At 26.9% G+C, this 19,693-nt stretch carries 18 protein-coding genes; 16 read left to right on the top strand and 2 right to left on the bottom strand.

The window, feature by feature from the left end; all coding sequences use genetic code 11:
* Nucleotides 1-100: 100 nt before the first annotated feature.
* Nucleotides 101-1,375, bottom strand: coding sequence for an aminotransferase class V-fold PLP-dependent enzyme (locus ACTG45_RS16560; RefSeq protein WP_479919416.1), 1,275 nt, complete (start codon nt 1,373-1,375; stop codon nt 101-103).
* A 343-nt stretch (nt 1,376-1,718) separates the two neighbouring features.
* On the opposite strand from ACTG45_RS16560, the gene ACTG45_RS16555 reads away from it, so the two are divergent.
* The 14 genes from ACTG45_RS16555 (at nt 1,719) to ACTG45_RS16490 (ending at nt 16,131) form a co-directional block, all read left to right on the top strand.
* Nucleotides 1,719-2,390, top strand: a complete 672-nt coding sequence (locus ACTG45_RS16555; protein WP_021386039.1) for a response regulator transcription factor — start codon at nt 1,719-1,721, stop codon at nt 2,388-2,390.
* Nucleotides 2,378-3,424, top strand: a complete 1,047-nt coding sequence (locus tag ACTG45_RS16550; RefSeq protein WP_021386085.1) for a sensor histidine kinase — start codon at nt 2,378-2,380, stop codon at nt 3,422-3,424. Before ACTG45_RS16555 ends, ACTG45_RS16550 begins: the two co-directional genes overlap by 13 nt.
* Nucleotides 3,425-3,487: 63 nt before the next feature.
* Nucleotides 3,488-4,849: an FtsX-like permease family protein gene (locus ACTG45_RS16545; protein WP_479919415.1), complete on the top strand. Its 1,362-nt coding sequence runs from the start codon at nt 3,488-3,490 to the stop codon at nt 4,847-4,849.
* Nucleotides 4,850-4,859: 10 nt separating this feature from the next.
* Complete coding sequence (locus tag ACTG45_RS16540) at nt 4,860-5,564, top strand: ATP-binding cassette domain-containing protein (RefSeq protein WP_479919414.1); 705 nt, start codon at nt 4,860-4,862, stop codon at nt 5,562-5,564.
* A gap of 901 nt (nt 5,565-6,465) precedes the next feature.
* Complete coding sequence (locus tag ACTG45_RS16535; protein WP_021386110.1) at nt 6,466-7,302, top strand: PRD domain-containing protein; 837 nt, start codon at nt 6,466-6,468, stop codon at nt 7,300-7,302.
* Between the two features lie 433 nt (nt 7,303-7,735).
* Nucleotides 7,736-9,313 carry a PTS transporter subunit EIIC gene (locus tag ACTG45_RS16530; RefSeq protein ID WP_021385997.1) on the top strand — a complete coding sequence of 526 codons (1,578 nt, stop codon included), beginning with the start codon at nt 7,736-7,738 and terminating at the stop codon, nt 9,311-9,313.
* Entirely contained in the window at nt 9,306-10,487 is a 1,182-nt protein-coding gene (locus tag ACTG45_RS16525; protein WP_021386044.1) for a MalY/PatB family protein, read from the top strand. Before ACTG45_RS16530 ends, ACTG45_RS16525 begins: the two co-directional genes overlap by 8 nt.
* 19 nt (nt 10,488-10,506) lie before the next feature.
* Complete coding sequence (locus ACTG45_RS16520) at nt 10,507-11,106, top strand: KpsF/GutQ family sugar-phosphate isomerase (RefSeq protein ID WP_021386113.1); 600 nt, start codon at nt 10,507-10,509, stop codon at nt 11,104-11,106.
* 24 nt (nt 11,107-11,130) lie between these two features.
* Nucleotides 11,131-11,601 (top strand): PTS sugar transporter subunit IIA, encoded by a 471-nt coding sequence (locus tag ACTG45_RS16515; protein WP_021386073.1) that lies wholly within the window; start codon nt 11,131-11,133, stop codon nt 11,599-11,601.
* A 353-nt stretch (nt 11,602-11,954) separates the two neighbouring features.
* Nucleotides 11,955-12,701, top strand: a complete 747-nt coding sequence (locus ACTG45_RS16510; protein WP_021385955.1) for a DUF2087 domain-containing protein — start codon at nt 11,955-11,957, stop codon at nt 12,699-12,701.
* A 67-nt stretch (nt 12,702-12,768) separates the two neighbouring features.
* The gene (locus ACTG45_RS16505; RefSeq protein ID WP_479919413.1) at nt 12,769-13,443 is read left to right on the top strand and encodes a 4Fe-4S binding protein; all 675 of its coding nucleotides are present in this window, start codon (nt 12,769-12,771) and stop codon (nt 13,441-13,443) included.
* Nucleotides 13,444-13,504: 61 nt separating this feature from the next.
* Complete coding sequence (locus ACTG45_RS16500; RefSeq protein ID WP_479917463.1) at nt 13,505-14,461, top strand: DUF1848 domain-containing protein; 957 nt, start codon at nt 13,505-13,507, stop codon at nt 14,459-14,461.
* A gap of 164 nt (nt 14,462-14,625) precedes the next feature.
* On the top strand, nt 14,626-15,558 hold the full coding sequence (locus ACTG45_RS16495) for a TDT family transporter (protein ID WP_479919412.1): 933 nt from the start codon (nt 14,626-14,628) through the stop codon (nt 15,556-15,558).
* Nucleotides 15,559-15,663: 105 nt separating this feature from the next.
* Nucleotides 15,664-16,131: a C-GCAxxG-C-C family protein gene (locus ACTG45_RS16490; protein ID WP_479919411.1), complete on the top strand. Its 468-nt coding sequence runs from the start codon at nt 15,664-15,666 to the stop codon at nt 16,129-16,131.
* A 117-nt stretch (nt 16,132-16,248) separates the two neighbouring features.
* Here ACTG45_RS16490 and ACTG45_RS16485 read toward each other — a convergent pair whose 3' ends face one another.
* Entirely contained in the window at nt 16,249-17,103 is an 855-nt protein-coding gene (locus tag ACTG45_RS16485) for a GRP family sugar transporter (protein ID WP_479919410.1), read from the bottom strand.
* Nucleotides 17,104-17,268: 165 nt separating this feature from the next.
* Between ACTG45_RS16485 and ACTG45_RS16480 the strand changes: the two genes are divergently transcribed.
* Nucleotides 17,269-19,233, top strand: coding sequence for a BglG family transcription antiterminator (locus ACTG45_RS16480; protein WP_479920302.1), 1,965 nt, complete (start codon nt 17,269-17,271; stop codon nt 19,231-19,233).
* The gene (locus tag ACTG45_RS16475) at nt 19,233-19,691 is read left to right on the top strand and encodes a PTS sugar transporter subunit IIA (protein ID WP_479917459.1); all 459 of its coding nucleotides are present in this window, start codon (nt 19,233-19,235) and stop codon (nt 19,689-19,691) included. The genes ACTG45_RS16480 and ACTG45_RS16475 overlap by 1 nt, the downstream gene beginning before the upstream one ends.
* Nucleotides 19,692-19,693: the final 2 nt, after the last annotated feature.

Raw genomic sequence — 19,693 nt, 5'->3', positions numbered from 1 at the left:
ATCTTATATAAGTTGTGTATAAAAATGTATTTCTTTTGATGATTAAAAATATTTTGATAGAGTTAATTTTTATCTATTGCTGAAAAAGAATAGAAAAATCTTATTTAAAAGCCAAAGTTTTAATAGCATATATAAATTTATCTATCTCATCAAAAGTATTGTACATTCCTAAACTTATTCTAACAAGCCCTACAGGACTTTCCCTCATAAATCTAATATATGCCTCTTTTGGACTTATACCTAACAGTTTTTGTACATAAATATCTGCACCTACTACTCCAGCTCCAGTTTCTATTCCAAAGTTATCAACCAAATATTTTGCTACATCCTTATAGTACATATTACTTATATTAAAAGATATATTTGGGATAATTACATTGTTTGACTTATCTCCATATATTATCACATTAGGTATTTTCTTCATTTCCTCTTTAGCATATAAAAATAATTCTCTTTCATATTCTGAAATTCTGTTTAAACCAATTTTGTTTAAAGTGTTTAGTGCTTTTCCCATTGCAAGAGTTCCAAAATACTCTGGATATCCTGCTTCAAAACGTTGAGGTATATTTGCATATATTATTTTGTCATCGGTTACAAATTTTGTAGAACCTGAACCATATAATACAGGAGTAAATTTTTCAAAGAATGCTTTAGGACCTACTAGAGCCCCACCATTTAATGGGGAATAGCATTTATGTCCACTAAAAACAATAAAGTCTATATGCTCAGCACATTCATGTGGCATCATTGAAAAAGGTTTATGCTGAATTACTTGAACAATATCCACTAATATCTTTGCACCGTATTTATGAGCCATTCTTGCTATTTCATATATAGGAGTGGTTATACCTGTAACATTACTAGCACCTGTAACCGTAACCAGAGATATATTCCCAGCATTATTTCTAAGTATATTCTCTAATTGGCATAAATCAAGTTCTCCTTTTTCTGTAATTCCAACAACTTTTGTAGGAAAATTAACTTTAAAAGGCAGGTAATTAGCCATATGTTCCATTGCTGTAGTAATAACAAGTTTATTTGGACTTTCATTCTTAAAAAATTCCGCTAATAAGTTTATTCCTTCTGTAGCATTTTTGACATAAATAACAGAGTCTTTTTCTTTATCTCCATCAATGAGTTTTAGAATGGTATATCGTACATTCTCATATTCTAAAGTATTTTTTTCTGAGATTATTCCTGGAGCATTAATATAAGTAAGCCACGGAATCTCGCAATTTAAATTATCCACTACGTTTTTTAGAACTAATGGAGTAGCAGAATTGTTAAAATATATCCTTTTAACAGTTTCACTACTCTTAGTTTTAACTTTAAGATTTGCACCTTCAATGTATTCAGATAAATCCATGAATGGCATAAAAAAACCCCTTATCTAACAAACTATTGTATTTTTTATTAAACAAGTTCAAGTTTTAATCAAGAGCTTGTTTAATATATGTTATGTTTTTAGAAAGGGTTTTGTTAATTAGCTCTTGTTAAGTTATTTATTGAATTTATTAATATTTGTAGATAGATTATTAAATCCATTACTAGAAACATTAAAAGATTGGATTGACTCAAATTTGACACATGCAAATATTTGAATAATAATAAGGTTGAGTTTTGTTTAAAATATAAATAGTTATAAGGTGAAGTTAACATTCAATAAACATTCATTATATATAATAAATAGATTGATATTTTATTTAGGAGATGATTATGTGAGAGTATTAATAATAGAGGATAATAAGGAACTTTCTTATAATATAAAGTCAGGCTTGGAAAATGAAGGACTTGTAGTAGATATAGCAAATTGTGGATTAGATGGAGAAGAAAAAGCATTTATAAATGATTATGATGCTATATTATTAGATTTAAACTTACCTGATAAAGATGGAATAGAGATATTAGAATTTTTTAGAAGTAATAATCTAGAGATACCTATAATAATTGTAACAGCAAGAGATGGAGTAAATGAGTTGGCAAAGGGGCTTGATTTAGGAGCTGATGATTATATAGTAAAGCCATTTCAAATTATAGAATTAAGAGCTAGGATACAAGCAGTTATAAGAAGATTTTATGGTAGGACAAACCCAGATATAAAAGCAGGACCCATTACAATAAATCCAGCATCGAGAAAAGTATATGTATATGATAAAGAAGTAAGTCTGGGAAGCAAAGAATTTGATATAGCAGAATATATTGCAAGTAGATATCCAAATATTGTGTCAGGTATAGATATATCAGAACACGTTTATGATGAATATTTTGACCCTTTATCATCTGTACTAAGGGTACATATAGCTAGATTAAAAAAGAAATTAAAAGAAGTGGCAGGTAAAGAGATAATAATAACTACTAGAGGGATAGGATATTCTATATGCAAGGATTAAAGAATAAAAAGACTATAGTGTTAATTTTATATTCTGTTATAGTTTTTATAATTTTTGCAATAGGTCTAAAATATATTATAAACATATCTGATATAGATAAGAATTTAATTTCTAGAGATTTAACTCCATATAAGGGCGAAATGATGCCAGACAATGTACATGATATAGATAAAGGAGTAATAACTAATTATGATCTTATACTTAAGAATAATTTTAATGTAGTTATAATATTATTTTTTGCTTTTATAGTGACATCTAATTTCATACTTTTATCGATACTAAATAGATTGGAGTTTAAAGAAAGAATAGAAATATTAAATAATATAAATAACATTGAAGATGAGGACGAAATATTGAGCATAGACCCTATTATGTCTAGAGTGTATAAAGACTTAAAAAATAAATTTGATTCTCATATTGAGGACTATAAAAGATTGAATTCATATTTATCACATGAACAAAAAAACGCTATATCTATATTGAAAACAAGTTTAGAACTTGATGGAAATAATGAATTATTAAATACTCTTGATAAAGTTTCAAATAGTGTAGAAGATGTACTTGCAATAAGTGATATAAAAAATAATGAGGATATGTATGAGGTTGATATAGCTTTAATATGTGCACAAGTGTGTGATAATTATTCTAAAGTGTATAGCAATTTGAACTTTGATTTTGATGAAGATGAAAATATGAGTATCTATGGAAAAGAAAAGTGGATTTATAGAGGTGTATCCAATCTTTTAGATAATGCAATAAAATATGGTGAAGGTAAAGATATATATGTAAGTGTAAAAAATCAAAAGGGAAGTGTTATTGTATTGGTAAAAGATAATGGCATTGGAATGAATAAGCATCATATAGATAAAATATTTTATGATAGGTATAGAATAAATGAATTAAATAAGGACGGGTATGGTATAGGTCTTAGTTTAGTAAAGCATGTATGTAATTTATGTAATGGTTTTGTATGGGTTGAAAGTGAAGAAAATAAAGGTTCAACTTTTTATTTAGTGTTTAAAGAATATAAGTAATAATTAATAAGAGTTCTAATAATATCGATAACATAGTATTCAATTGATAAGAGGAGATATAAAGTGTATATTTTAAATAATGCAATTAAAAATTTGATTAGAAATAAAATTCATAGTTCATTTAGTATAGTTATTATGTTATTAATGGTTTTATCAATTGCTATTTTCTCAATAATAAATTTAAGTGCATCTATTATAAATCAAAAATATGAGAAAAAACTTGAGTCAAAGGTAAGTATTAAAATTAATGAAAAAAAGATTGGCCAAAATGATTCAATAGAATCTTTGAGAGGATATAATGTTTTAAATTTAGATGACTATTTAAACTTTTCAAAATCAAAATATGTAAGAAAAATGTCACTTATAGGAAATATTGTTTTGTATCTTGATAATAATAAAAAACCTGTAGTTAGTAATGATAAAAATCTTGTATATGATGATATAGGCACAAATTTTGTGGTTATGGGATTTACAGATAAAAATATAAATCTTAAATATTATAATTTAGATATGAGTAGAGGGAGATTATTTGAAAAAGATAATGAATGTATAGTAAGTGAAGGCTTTCTAAGTGTTAGTGAGTTTAAGCTTGGAGATACAATATCTTTGCTAAATGATTATGATGCTAATACTATGTTAAATCTAAAAATAGTAGGTGTATATAAGAAAAAACATGGCAATAAAGTAGAAAATGCTCAAGATATAAGCATATACAATAACATATTAACCTCATACAACACTTTACTTGAGTTTGAAAAAAAGATTAGACCAGAGAATCAGATGATTTATACAAGTGCTAATTTTTTGCTTAAAGATTCTAATAGTAGAAAGGTTTTTGAGAAAGAACTAAGAAATAAAGGGCTAAGTGATATATATAAAGTTACTATAGATGATTCAGTGTATCATAAATTAATGGCACCAATAAAACATTTGTCTAGTGTAGCTTTTACATCTATTTTTGGAATATTAGTGTTAGGCTCAATATTATTGATGATAAGTTCTGTAATATCAATAAAAAAAATAAAATATGATATAGGGGTGTTGAGGCTAATTGGAATGTCTAAATTTAAGATAATTAGAAGTTTCGTTTATGAAAGTATCATAATGATTTTGATATGTATTATACTTGGATTAGGAATTGCAAGTATATCAGAAAAAGCAATATCAAATTATGTTTTTGAATATCAGTATAAATATAATGTAACATATAATGACTCTGTATTTGATTATGGAGGATATAAAGATATAAACATAAATTATAGTAACAGCAAACAAGAGATGAAAAATTTAAAAGATAAATCAACTTTAAAATTTATGTTTAATATAATTATTATGGCAATTATATTGATATTGTTGACTAGTATAGTATCCATATATAGTACAATTATGTACAAGCCAATACAAATAATTTATGATAGAAATTAGGTGATGGAGATTGCCAATACTTAAATTAATTGATGTTAATTATAAATATGAGGGCAGTAGTAAGTTTGTATTAAAAGATATGAGTGCAGAGTTTGAAACTGGAAAAATGTATGTTATTATAGGAAAAACTAGAGCGGGAAAGAGTACTTTATTGTCTACAATATCGGGTCTCGATGATTGTACTAATGGAAGTATTATATATAATGGTGAAGATTTAAAAGATATAAATAAAAATATTTATAGAAGTAAGTATGTAGGTGCAATATTTAAAGGTTACAACTTGTTAAATGATGCCACTGTTTTAGATAATATTATTCTGACTATGTTGGTTGGTGGAAACAGAGAAAAGAATAAGGATGAAATTGTATATAAGACTCTACAAAAAGTAGGAATTAATAAGGAAAAAGCAAATTGTAAAGTGAAAGATTTATCTAACTATGATAAGAAGAGAGTCTGTATTGCTAGAGCATTGTCTAATAATCCAAGTTTAATAATTTGTGATGATATCATAGAAAATGATGATATTATAGAAAGTACTGATGATAAAAGCAAAAAAAGCTTGGTAGATATACTTTACAAACTAGCATCTAAAGATAATAAATGTGTGATAATAGCTACAACTTTAGATAGAATTGCTTTATGTTCAGATGAGTTATGGGGAATAAGTAATGGCAAATTGATGTTTATAAAAAGTAGAGATAATAGGATAGACTAAAAATATAATAAGATAGATTAAGATAAAAGCATTATTATAAATTTGTAATAGTGCTTTTATTTATGAGTTATTATGTAAATAATTTGTGTAATAGTCTATATATTTTTTATGAAGATATCAAAAAGTATAGGACAATTAAATTATTAAATTACACGAAAATGAGCTACAGTTGGGGGAAACTGTAACTCATTCTATTTTGGGGGAGATAGGTTGAACTTATTGGTTATCCGTATCATATTTTTAGTATAGTCACTTATTTAAATTTATATACATTTTTTTATAAATTTTACATAAAATGTTAAATATTAATTGAAACTAATGATAAATATGACCAGTAAACTTATAAAAATATTAAAGATATGACTAAATAAAAGTAGTTAAAATGTATTGTAAATAATTAGAAAAAATGATTTTATAAGTAATTATAGACATATAAGTATAATAATCCAATAAAAAAACATAAAACAAAATATAAAAATTATTATAAAATATATTATAAAAAACTATGCCTAATTTATCTAAATTAAAATTTATATTAGTTAATACATATATTTGAGAAAAAATTAAAAATACAATATAATTTGAATTTCAATATATATCTATATAGTTCAAATTGAAATAGTTGAAAATACTGGAAAATAGTTTGAAATTAGTTTCAGAATATAAAATGTCGATTAATTTTAACTAATTGAATATACAAAAGAAATATTTAAATATATTTAAATAAAAAAACGACAAAATATGATAATTTGATTGAGAATAATTAAAATATTTTGTCATTGTAGTATTATAGGGTAAAATGCAAAATATATTCGAAAATAAAATTTTAAATATTGACATTAAATTAAATATAATATACTATGTAAGTGTGATGAGAGATTTTTTTTAGAGGGGATTTATAGTGAATATAAAAAAAATATTTAATAACAATGTCGTAGTAAGCTCCTTAGAAGATGGCACAGAAATAATTGTTACTGGTGCTGGAGTTGGATTCAAGAAAAAAGTAGGAGATTTGATAGATGAAAATTTGATTTCTAAGAAATATTTTGTTCAAGATAATCAAAAAGACAAATACAATCAAATACTTAATAAGACCTCTATTGAATACTTTAAAATTTCAGAAGAAATTATAGAAAAGGCTAATGAAGTTTTAAATACTCAAGTGAATGATTCAATAATATTAGCCTTAACTAGTCACATAGAATTCGCTGTCCAAAGAGAAAAACAAGGTATAAAATTACCAAACTTAATATTGAATGAGACAAAACAACTTTATAGAGAAGAATTTGAATTTGGATTATGGGCAATTGATGAAATTGAAAAAAGGATAGGAGTAAAATTGCCTGAAGATGAAGCAGGATATATTGCTATTCATATAATCAATGGTTTGGAGAATTCTCAAAAAGATGAAGGTATTAATATACTTGAGTTTTCAAAGCAAGTTATTCAGATAATTGAAGAAGTACATGGGTTTAAATTAGATGTAAATTCACTAAATTACACTAGACTTATAACTCACTTAAAGTTTTTTGTTCAAAGGATTTTAAGAAAAGAAACTTATAAAGATAGTGATATTGAAGATATGTACAAATTGGTAAATAAAAATTATAATAAACCTAAAATATGTACTGAGGAAATTGCAGCATTGGTATTAGACATGTTTGAATATAAAATTAGTAAAGAAGAAGAATTATATCTAATGATTCACATAAATAAAATAACAAACAGTGGTTGTTAGGATTGTAACTGATAAGCAGGCAAAACCTAAGTCATTGAACTTAACTATAGATTAAGTTTTTTGATTTAGGCTTTTTTATTAAATACAGACAGTGAGTTTTAGGATTGTAACTGGTTAAGCAGGCAAAACCTAAATCATTGAACTTAACTATTAGATTAAGTTTTTTGATTTAGGTTTTTTTATTAAATACAAGCAGTGAGTTTTAGGATTGTAACTGGTTAAGCAGGCAAAACCTAAATCATTGAATTTAACTATTAGGTTAAGTTTTTTGATTTAGGTTTTTTTATTAAATATAGACAGTGAGTTTTAGGATTGTAACTGGTTAAGCAGGCAAAACCTAAATCATTGAACTTAATTATTAGATTGAGTTTTTTGATTTAGGTTTTTCTATAAATTTGATTATGTTTTTAGATAAAAATAGGAGGGTAAAATTATGAAAAAAAATAAGTTAGGTTTATGGAACTTCTTCCAAATGTTAGGAAAAACGTTTATGTTCCCAATAGCACTACTTAGTGTTTCAGGGATGATGTTAGGGCTTGGTGCAGGTTTTACAGACCCTAAGATGATTGCCATGGTTCCATTTTTAGGAAATGAATATGTTAACATGATTTTAAATTTCATGCTGACAATAGGATTATTTGCATTTAATAATTTGGGAGCATTATTTGCAATGGCAATTCCATTAGGATTATTAAAAAAAGAAAAAGAGTTTGGGGCATTTTCAGGTTTAGTAGGATTTATAGCAATGCATATAGGTACAAATTTTTATTTAACAAGAGCTGATTTATTAGTACCAGTAGACCAAATGTCAACTAATGGTCAAGCTATGATTATGGGGATACAAACATACAATACAAGTGTTTTAGGTGGTATTGTAGCAGGTCTAATTGTTTATGCAATATATGATAAAGTTAGTAATTTAAAAATGCCAGAATCATTAGGATTCTACAGTGGTCCAAGATTAGTTCCAATTGTTAGTTTAATAGTTATGAGTATTGTTGGATTATTAATACCTATTGTTTGGCCACCATTTTTCAATGCGTTCCAAAATTTAGGAAAATGGATTTCTTCAGCAGGACCATTAGGCTATTTCTCATATGCAGTGGCAGAAAGAGTTACAATTCCATTTGGATTAAATCATCTTGTAACATCAGTATTCCGTTTTACACCAATAGGTGGAACTGCTGTTATTGACGGAGAAACATACTTTGGTACATTGAATATGTTTATGGCATATGTAGAGAATAATCAGATTATACCTCTTGATTTAGCTGGTAAAATGGAACAAGGTAAATTAATGATTCAATATGGATTAGCTGGTGCTGCACTAGCTATATATCGTACAGCAAAACCAGAAAATAGAAAAGCACTTAAAGGACTTTTAATATCAGGAGTGTTGACAGTTATTATAGGTGGTATAAGTGAGCCAATAGAATTCTTATTCTTATTTATCTCACCAGCATTATTTGCTTTCCATACATTTATGAATGGTTTAGCAAACATGGTACTTCCATACTTAGGTGTATTAATGGGATTCACAGGAGATTTAATTGCATTTATAAGTTTTGGTGTGTTAAGAGGTACAGCTACAGGATGGCCAATAGCAGTATTAGTAGCAGCCTTATACTTTGCAATATACTATTTTGTATTTAAGTGGGCAATTATTAAGTTTAATATAAAGACTCCAGGACGTGAGGATAAAGAAATAAAAGTATCTGAGGGAAATGGTTCAGATTTTAAAAATCTATCTACATATAAAGGACAGCAAATGATAGCTGCTTTAGGTGGACAATCTAATATATTATCATTAGATAATTGTGTAACTAGACTACGTTTAAAATTACAAGATGTATCACTAATAAATGAGGATGCAATTAAAGAAGCTGGTGGTATAGCAGTTGTTAAATTAGACGAACACACAATACAAGTAATTATAGGGACTCAAGTGTATTCTTTAAGAAAGCAGATGGATAAAGCTATGGAAGGTCATTTGGAGGCATGTAATGATTAACTTTGATAAAAAAATAGACCGATTGGGTACATATTGTACCCAATGGGACTATGTAGAAGATAGATTTGGAAAAAAAGGGTTACTTCCTTTTACAATATCAGATATGGACTTAGAGTTTCCATATGAAATAACAGAAGTCTTACAAGAAAGATTAAATCATAGAGTTTTGGGATACAGTAGATGGAAACATGATGATTTTAGAAATTCAGTTACGAATTGGTACATTAGAAGGTTTAATTGTAGTATTGACAGTAATTGGATATATTACAGTCCTAGTGTAATGTACTCAATTAGTAAACTTATTGAGATATTTAGTGATGAAGGAGATGGAATCCTGATAAATACTCCTGCATATAATGCTTTTTATGATGTTATAGCAAATAATAATCGTAATATTATAAAATCGCCTCTTGTAAATGAAGGTGGATTATATTTGATTGATTTTGAGGATTTTGAGAAAAAATGCAAAAAATCTAAGATATTTATTTTATGTAATCCTCATAATCCAACTGGAAGAGTATGGAGTGAATTAGAACTCGCTAAGATTGTAGGTATATGTAAGGACAACAATGTAAAGATAATATCAGATGATATACATATGGATATTGTATATGATAATAGAATGACTCCTATCTTAAAGGTTGCAGAAAGCTATTTAGATTCTATATTTATTTGTACATCAGCATCTAAGACTTTTAATATACCAGCATTAACTGGGTCATATGTGATTATACCAAATGAAAGTATTAGAAATCAATTTGAAAATATCACTAGATACCGTGATTTTGTAAATTCACCTGCAATACTAGCAATACTAGCAACAATGGTTTGTTATAATGATTGTGAATATTGGTTGGATGAGCTATTAAAATATCTTAAAGATAACCTTGAATATACAATTAATTATATAAAAGATAGTTTAGAACCATTAAAATTGATTATGCCAGAAGGTTGTTACTTTGCTTGGATAGATTTTTCTGACCTTAAGATAAGTAGTGAGGAATTCCAAAAGTTATTGATGGATATTGGAGAAGTAGCTATTATGTCAGGAAACGTATATGGTGAAGAAAGTGAGTTTTATTTAAGGTTAAATGTAGCATGTTCAAGAGAAAAACTTGAAGATGGTTTAAATAGAGTTAAAAAAACTATAGATTATATTGCAAAAAATATTTAATATAGAAGGGGAGATAGTTATGAGCTATTTAAAAACAATGGTTGATGTTATGACTACTGAAATGAATGCCATAAAGTGTTTAATAGATGAAGCAGGTATTGAATATGAAAGTATAGTTAATGAAATTGCCAACTGTGAAGGTAAAGTAATTTTTATGGGAGTAGGTAAATCTGCACATATAGGCAAGAAATTGGCAGCTACATTTGCTAGCACTGGGACACCAAGTTTTTTTGTACATGCAACAGAGGCAGTACATGGAGATTTGGGAATGATTGAAAGTAAAGATATTACAATTTTAATCTCAAATAGTGGAAATTCTATGGAAGTAGTAAATTGTATAAAGTATGTTAAAGCAATAGGTTCTAAAACAATTGCATTTACTTCAAATAGAAATTCAGTATTGGCAAAAGAGTGTGATTATGCTTTAATATATCCTGCAAAGGATGAAGCAGACCACTTAAATTTAGCACCAACAACATCATCTACGATTACTTTGGTTTTAGGAGATTCTATTGCATGTGCATTATCTAAGAATAGTAACTTTGATTCAGCTGATTTTTATAAATATCATCCAGGAGGAAGTCTAGGAGAGAAATTAAAAGCAGCAAATAATGGTTAAAAGTAAAAAAGGAGAGTATGCTTTATGTTCAAAATGTTTAAAAAAAAATCAATAAAGTCACCCATATCAGGAAAAGTAATAGAATTATCTAAAATTCCAGATGCTGTATTTTCTCAAAAACTTATGGGAGAAGGTGTAGCTATAGATTCTACAGGAGATATTGTTTATGCACCAATTAATGGAAAGATAGCGGTAATAGCAGAGACTAAACATGCATTCGTGATAGAATTAGAAAATGGAATGGAGCTTCTTATTCATATTGGATTAGATACTGTAAATTTAAAAGGAGAAGGGTTTGAAGCATTAGTAAGTGTGGGTGAACAAGTAAAAGAAGGAACACCAATGTTGAAAATTAACCGTTCTTTGATTGAATCAAAGGGGATATCACTTATTACTCCAGTTACAATAACTAACTATTCAGAGTACAACATGAATACATATAATGTAGGTAATAGTGTTGAGGGTGGAAAAGATACTGTAATTGAGTTTAAATAAAAAACTAAGGTACAAGACTAGTATTTATAAATTTATGTTTTATAAGTTTAATTACATAGATTTGTTGAATAAAAAGGAATTCTTTAATTATTAATTGAGGAGTTCCTTTTGTTTTGTAAATATTAAATAGTTTTATGTATATAGAAAAATATTTAATGTTAAATAAGACAAATAAGTACTCATATAACTAATAATTTAGATATATTTGTTTAGATATATTGTTTTGTATATTGTAATTTAAAACTAATGAATAAGTAGATGTTGCAAACAAAAAATAAAAAAGTTGACTATATAAATAAACTTTAATATAATATATCTATAAAATTTATAAACTATAGAGTGGAGGTAGAGGTATGAAAATTGAAAATCTTTCTATTAATGATATTAAACGAGGTTATGTATTTAATGATGAGTTAAATTGTTATACTTGCATTACATGTACAAAAACGTATGAAGTTGGAGAGATATACAGAATAGGTGATAGATTCTTTGAAGCTTCAAAAGCCATTGAATTACATATGGAATTAGAGCACAGTGATTATTTGGAAAAATTGATTAATGGTGATTCAAAGTACAACACACTGACTGAAAATCAAAAACACTTATTTCAATTATTCATTAGTGATTTACCAGATAAGGAAATTGCAAAAAAGATTGAAGTATCTACATCCACTATTCGCCATCAAAAATTTATGTTTAGAGAAAAAGCAAAACAAGCTAAACTATATTTAGCATTATATGAGTCTGTATTTGAAGAAAAACCTAATAGAGGTAGTACTATAGTACCAATACATGAACATGCTAGAATGGTTGATGAAAGATATGTAGTAACTGAAGAAGAGAGAAAACACATTTTAGAAACTTCATTTGAAAGTATGAACCCTCTAAAATTAAAAGTATTTTCCTCAAAGGAAAAGAAAAAGGTTGTAATTTTATCCAAGATTTTGGAACAATTTGAATATGGAAAGCAATACTCAGAAAAGGAAGTTAATAAGATTTTAGAATCAATATATAATGATTTTGCAACAATTAGAAGATACTTAATTGAATATGGTTTTATGAGTAGAAATAAAGAATGTACAAAGTATTGGTTAACATAATGATAATAGTAAAATCTACTAACATATAATGCTATTTTTACTTTGTTAATTGTGGAAGGAGTTAAGTATGAATGATGAATTGAAATCTATTTTGCACAGTAAAGGTGTAGATATTGTTCGCTTTGTTGATATATCTGAATTTCCAGCAAGTAAAACACATGGTTTTTCTAAAGCAATTTTATTTTGTATAGGATTATCAAAAAAATTCGTTACAAATATATATAATAACTTACCTACAGATAGTGATGATTTCTTAGAAAAAGAGGAAAAAGTAGAAGAGTTAGCTGATTGGATTTCAAAATATATTCAAGATAAAGGTTATAAAGCTTATTCTCAATCAGAAAAAAATAATCTAGAACATGGATATTCTGAAAAGGGTTATATTAATCCAACAATGCAATCTGGTATTAGTACTTTACCACATAAGACAATAGCAAATATTAGTGGTATTGGATTTATGGGGAAAAATAATTTGTTTGTAACTGAGGAATATGGTTGTGCTTTTAGCATGTGTACTGTACTTACAGATGCTCTAATTTCTGTTGAAAGATATCCTTTAATGGATTCGAAGTGTTTAGACTGTAATATTTGTGTAGAAAACTGTCCTGCAAAAGCTATACATGGAAATGAGTGGACTCTGCCAGGTAAAAGAGAGTCTCTTATTGATATTTCAAAGTGTTTTTGTGTATTGAAGTGTATGATGAGTTGTCCATGGTCATTAAGATATGCAAACCAGAAATAAGTCTACTAGATATTATGTTAAAATATATTAGAGCATAATTATATTAATAAGGAGGCTGAATATGATAGTAAGTGTGAGTAGGAGAACAGATATACCTGCTTTCTATAGTAAATGGTTTTTTAACAGACTTAAAGAAGGTTTTGTATATGTTATTAATCCAATGAATCCAAAGCAAGTTAGTAAGATAGAGTTAAATCCACATACTGTCGATTGTTTTGTATTTTGGACAAAGGATGCAACTCCAATGATACAGGATTTAAATAAATTAAAAGACTATAAATATTATTTTCACTATACTATAACATCATATGGCAAAGAAGTAGAAACACGAATTTCAGACAAACAAAAGATAATAGATTCATTTAAGGAACTATCTGGAAGAATAGGTAAAGAAAGAGTAATTTTGAGGTATGACCCAATTTTTCTAAGTGAAAAGTATACTGTAGATTACCATATTAAAGCATTTGAAAGGTTATGCAATCAACTTGATGGATTTACAGAAAAATGTATAATGAGTTTTATCGATTTGTATAAAAAAACAAAATTTAATACTAAGTCATTACATATAAAACCATTAGAAATTGCAGAAGTAGAAATGTTATCAAAAGAGCTTTCTAGGATTGCTCATAAATATGGTATAGTGCTTGAAATGTGTTCAGAGGGATACAATCTAAGAAAATTTGGGATTGAAGAAAGTAAGTGTATTGATGATAAGTTAATATCAAAAATCATAGGTAGTGAAGTAAAAGTAAAAAAAGATGATACACAAAGAGATGTTTGTGGGTGTGTCAAAAGTGTTGATATTGGGCAATACAATACTTGCAGACATTATTGTTTGTATTGTTATGCTAATTTCAATTATACCAAAGTAGAAGAAAACTATAGACTTTACAAAGAAGACAATAAATTACTTATAGGTACTTTAAGAGATGATGCTAAAATAACTACTAGAGATATGAAGAGTATTAAAGTAGATAAAAGTGAAAGTACACAAATTAACATGTTTGATTTAAAATAAATAAACAAATTACCTTAATATATTAAGGATATAGATACTTATAATAACAAAATTAAACTTAATAGATATTTTCTATATAAGAAAAATGGTCATAATATGTCAACTTGACCATTTTTTTGATATAATTAAAAATACAAATAACTTAGTAACAAAGGAGGTAGAATTTGAATTTTTTTAAAAAATATCCTATACCTATTGCAAGTTTGATTTTATCAATATTTACTTTAGGTAACTTATTACAATCTTATAGTGAACCATTACGTAATGTAATTGGATTTATAGGCTTTGTTTTGTATACAATTTACATAGTCAAAATAGTATTACTTAAAAAGGGTGTTAAAGAGCAATTAGAAAATCCCTTAATATCAAGTACATTTCCAACTATAACAATGGCAACGATGATATTTGCTACATATGTAAAACCATTATCTTTAGAATTAGGTATTGTAATTTGGAGCATCGGAGTTGTAGGTCATATTGTGTTGATAATCTTATTTAGTAAGAAATTCTTAGTTAAATTCTCAATAAAAACAGTATTTCCATCTTGGTATATAGTCTATGTCGGGATAGTTGCAGCAAGTGTTACAGCACCAGCATTTAATCAGCTTTTAATAGGTAAAATTGCTTTTTGGATAGGATTTATATCTTATATAGTTCTTATACCAGTAGTTTTAAAAAGAGTGTGGATAATCAAGGAAATGCCTGAACCATCTTTACCAAGTATAGCTATATTAGCTGCACCAGGGTCATTACTATTGTCTGGATATATTAATTCTTTTTCAGATAAGAATAGTGTAATATTATACTTATTATTTATACTGTCAATTGTATTTTATATTATAGTTTTGGGGTATTTACCAAAATTATTAAGGTTGCCTTTTTATCCAAGTTTTGCTGCATTTACATTCCCTATGGCAATAAGTGCAATGGGCATGAAACTAATGAATGGTTATCTAACTAAATCAGGTCATCCTGTAAGTTGGATTTTATATGCTTTTAAACTAGAAGAGATAATAGCTACAGTGATTATTTTGTATGTTTTAGTTTTATTTATTATATATCTTAGTAAATCAGAAACTACATCTAAAGCTAAATAAAAATTATTAAATATACGTATTTAATAAAGATATTAATATCAATGAGTGAAAGTGATATGAATTTTAGAGACTTAATTTAGCTTAATTTTATTGGAGGATAAACAAATGAAAACAAAAGAGGAATATTTACAAGAGGTTAGAGAAATATCAGAAGAATACTTTAGAAAAGGAGAGTTTTTTTGTTCTGAAGCAGTTCTTCAAACAATAAATGATGCTTTAGGTCAACCTTTGAGTCCAGATATAACTAAGTTAGCATCAGGATTTCCAATAGGTCTTGGAAAATCACAATGTCTTTGTGGAGCAATATCTGGAGGTGAAATGGCTTTAGGTATTGTATATGGAAGAGTTCATGGTGAAACTATGAATCCAAAGATGTTTGAATATGCTAAAGATTTACATGATTATATTAAGAAAGAATATGGTGCAACATGTTGTAGAGTTATTACAAAGAAGTGGGATGGTGATAACTTTATGTCTCCTGAAAGAAAAGAACACTGTATTAAAATAACAGGTCAAGTCACAGAGTGGGTTGCAAATAAACTTGTTGAAGATGAAGAACTTAAGATTAAATAGAATTATAGTAGCCTGTAAATTTTAAAAACTAAATTTACAGGCTTTAATTATATAACTAATTTTAATAATACAATTAACTATAAATATATAAATAAAATTGTTCAAACAAATAAATAATTACTTTATAATACTCAACATAAGGACACCAAACATGATTAATATTATGCCAAGAGAAATAGAAAACCATTCTTTTTTATTTTTCTTCTCTTTAAAGAATATAATACCTCCTAAAGTGGCTACTATCACACAACTTTGGGAAATAGAAAAACTTATTGTAACCCCCAATGCATTAGTTGTTATAAACATACCTAAATTTGCTATTGACCACAATACTCCAGTAGTTAAATTAAATGAAACATTTTTCTTATATACAATCTCTTTAGAAAAATACTTAACAATAATAAATGAAGTTATCAACATACCCACAGATTGAGGTAATATAATTCTATATCCTTCGATTGAAAATATTTGATTAGTTACAACGTATAATGCTAAAAATAAAGAAGATAATAATACAACTCCTACACATTTTAATATATTGTTATCAGTAGATTTTTTTGTTTGATAGTTTGTAAGAAGTATGCCAAGTACTATACATAATATCGATGAAGAGCCAATCAAGAACATTTTAGAACTAGTCCACTCATTAAATAAGAGTACAGCTAATAATGTTGTAAAAGTCAATTGTGAACCATTTGAAATCGGCATTACTTTAGATACACTAGTAATTTGAATTGCTTTAAACTGCATTAGTTGTCCTAAACTCCAGAATATCCCAGAAATCATACTTACAAAAAATGAAAAAAATGTAATCTCAGGACGCATAACCAAAGTTATTATAGTGGAAAATATAAACGCACTTATAGATGTACCTAAAAGTTGTTCATAAGGAGAACTTTTTTTTAGGTTTGCAACTATTGGCATCAGTCCCCATCCCATTACAGGAAGTAAAGCAATAATTATTGTCAGCATTAGGTTATTTCCTTTCATATTAAATTTAGACAGTTTTTAATTTATCATCTAAAATTAAAGTGTTCAATACATCAAAATTACCGTATTTAATAAGGAAATATTAGTAGTTTTTTAGAAAAACATTTTCCATTAAAATAAAAACAAAGGGAAGGAGTAAATTTGAAAATGTTAACTGATATGATTCAAAATCGTGAAATTAGAATAATAAAGTTTTTATTAAAAGAAGGTCATACAACTGTCAAAGAAATAGCAGATGATTTAGATGTTTCAGAAAAAACAGTTTCAAAATCTCTTAAAGAAGTGGAAGCAGTACTTAAAAAGATAGGTCTTTCTTTAGTTAGAAAACCCAAAATAGGTGTTTATATTGATGGAGATTTGAAAAAGATACTTCCTTACCTAGATAATAAAGGAAGTCAAATTCCTACAACTAGAGAGGAGAGAGTAATATATATATATTCAATTTTGTTAAAAAGCAATGATTATATTACTATACAACAAATTTCTGACGAATTATATATAAGTCGTGGAACTATTGAAAGAGATTTAGCTGAGGTTGAAAAATTACTAAAAAACGAAGGAGTTTCTATATATAAAAAACCTAGTAAAGGAATAAAGTTGGACATAAGTGAAAGAGATAAAAGGCAACTCACTGCTAAGTTTATACATAAATTTTGGAGCAGAAACTGGTATATTAAGCAAGAACAAGAAAGCTTTTATCAGGCATTTGAAAAAATACAAGCGGATGTAAATGGTATTTTTTCTGAAGATGATTTATCTATAATTATTGATATTCTTAGGAATTTCAGCAAAGAAAGAGAGTTTGAGTTTTCTGATTATGAATTTCAGTCATTAGTTATTCATTTAGCCATAGCTGTAGAGAGGATTAGAAAAGGTGAGTATATAGAAGAAAGCTTGTATGTTGATAATATTGAAAATAATCAAGTGTTAAATACAAATTATTTGGCAAAACAACTAGAGCAAAAGTTTTCGATACTGTTGCCAAAATCTGAAATTGGATATATAAACTTACATCTAGTAGCAGCTGACCAACATAGAGATACTACTGAACTAAAAGATGCTTCAGACAATCACTATGAGACAAATACAAATAATATCTCAAATCTTCGAGAAATTATTAAAAATACACTGTATGAGACAGCTTATGACAAAGATTTGATTGATGGACTAACTTCACATGTACATTCATCAATAAATAGATTGAAATACGGTCTTAGTATTAAAAATCCATATGTAAATACAATCAAGCAAAACTTTTCTTTATCATTTGAACAGGCTTTGGATTTAAAGAAGGTAATTGAATTTATATATGACATTAGGATAAATGATGATGAATGTGCTTATATAGCACTACATTTTGAAGCTTTTAGGGAAAGAATGAAAGAGCTTCCACAAAATGTTAGAGTAATTCTAGTATGTAGTACAGGACTAGGCTCATCTAGATTATTATCTGCAAGGATAAAAAAATACTTTCCTATGATAAAAATTGAGAAGATACTTTCTGTACAAGAATTAGTATCTAGTAAAATTGATGCAGATTTGGTGATAAGTACTATTTATTTAGAGTTAGAGGCTATTCCTACAATAATAGTTAGCCCTATTTTAAATGAAAGTGATATAAGAACATTGGAAAAAAATATACAAAATGTTTCAGAGAATACTTCTAAAAAATATAAATCTTTTAAAAACCTAATCTTTGAAGAAAATATTTTGTTAAATATTGAAGCTTTAAATTATGAAGATGTAATTAAATGTATAACAGATAATTTGATAAAAAAAGGTTTTGCAAGAGATGGAATCGCTGAGAGTGCAATTGAGAGAGAAAATTTATCTTATACTTCTTTTCAATCTATAGCTACACCTCATGCTAATCCTAGTTATATTAAAAAATCTAATATATCTGTTGCAACTTTAAAAAATCCTATCACATGGGGAAATGAAAAAGTAGAAGTTATTTTCTTTATTTCATTAGAAAATGATAAAAACTTAGAGCTTGATGAAATATATGAAGTTTTTTATGACTTCATTGACAATAAAAAAAATATAGATGACATATTAAGTGCAACTTCACCAAAAGAAGTGTACGGTTTGCTAATGGAGGAGAATATATAGTGAAAATATCAGATGTATTAAAAAAAGAGCAAATTGTTTTTAATCTTGATACAACTACAAAAGAAGAAACAATAAAAGAATTAAGTAGCATATTTGTTAAAAATGGAATTGTAGATAACAAAGAAGAATATGTTAAGTCTGTGTTAGAAAGAGAAGAACATGCAACTACAGGTATTGGGAATGGTATTGCTATTCCTCATGGGAAAAGCGATGCTGTCAAGAAATCTTCTATAATATTTGCAAAAACTAAAAATAAGATTGAGTGGGACGCGTTAGATGAAAAACCAGTAGATAGTATTTTCTTACTGGCTATAAGTAACATTGATAAGGATAGTAATCATCTTGTATTATTATCTAAATTGGCTACTAAGCTTATGGATGATGATAATGTGGATGCATTAAAATTAGCTAATTCAGCACAAGAAATAATTAATATATTTAATGAAGGAGATATGTAGAA

This window comes from Clostridioides sp. LIBA-7602 (assembly GCF_056688945.1).
Note: the sequence above shows the minus strand (reverse complement) of the source record. Positions and strands in the feature narration are given on the sequence as shown.

Bases quoted from the DNA above. Each gene is read 5' to 3' on its own strand.
- ACTG45_RS16560 (WP_479919416.1), bottom strand. From the start codon at position 1,375: ATGCCATTCATGGATTTATCTGAATACATTGAAGGTGCAAATCTTAAA.
- ACTG45_RS16550 (WP_021386085.1), top strand. From the start codon at position 2,378: ATGCAAGGATTAAAGAATAAAAAGACTATAGTGTTAATTTTATATTCT.
- ACTG45_RS16530 (WP_021385997.1), top strand. From the start codon at position 7,736: ATGAAAAAAAATAAGTTAGGTTTATGGAACTTCTTCCAAATGTTAGGA.
- ACTG45_RS16525 (WP_021386044.1), top strand. From the start codon at position 9,306: ATGATTAACTTTGATAAAAAAATAGACCGATTGGGTACATATTGTACC.
- ACTG45_RS16520 (WP_021386113.1), top strand. From the start codon at position 10,507: ATGAGCTATTTAAAAACAATGGTTGATGTTATGACTACTGAAATGAAT.
- ACTG45_RS16515 (WP_021386073.1), top strand. From the start codon at position 11,131: ATGTTCAAAATGTTTAAAAAAAAATCAATAAAGTCACCCATATCAGGA.
- ACTG45_RS16510 (WP_021385955.1), top strand. From the start codon at position 11,955: ATGAAAATTGAAAATCTTTCTATTAATGATATTAAACGAGGTTATGTA.
- ACTG45_RS16505 (WP_479919413.1), top strand. From the start codon at position 12,769: ATGAATGATGAATTGAAATCTATTTTGCACAGTAAAGGTGTAGATATT.
- ACTG45_RS16500 (WP_479917463.1), top strand. From the start codon at position 13,505: ATGATAGTAAGTGTGAGTAGGAGAACAGATATACCTGCTTTCTATAGT.
- ACTG45_RS16490 (WP_479919411.1), top strand. From the start codon at position 15,664: ATGAAAACAAAAGAGGAATATTTACAAGAGGTTAGAGAAATATCAGAA.
- ACTG45_RS16485 (WP_479919410.1), bottom strand. From the start codon at position 17,103: ATGCTGACAATAATTATTGCTTTACTTCCTGTAATGGGATGGGGACTG.
- ACTG45_RS16480 (WP_479920302.1), top strand. From the start codon at position 17,269: ATGTTAACTGATATGATTCAAAATCGTGAAATTAGAATAATAAAGTTT.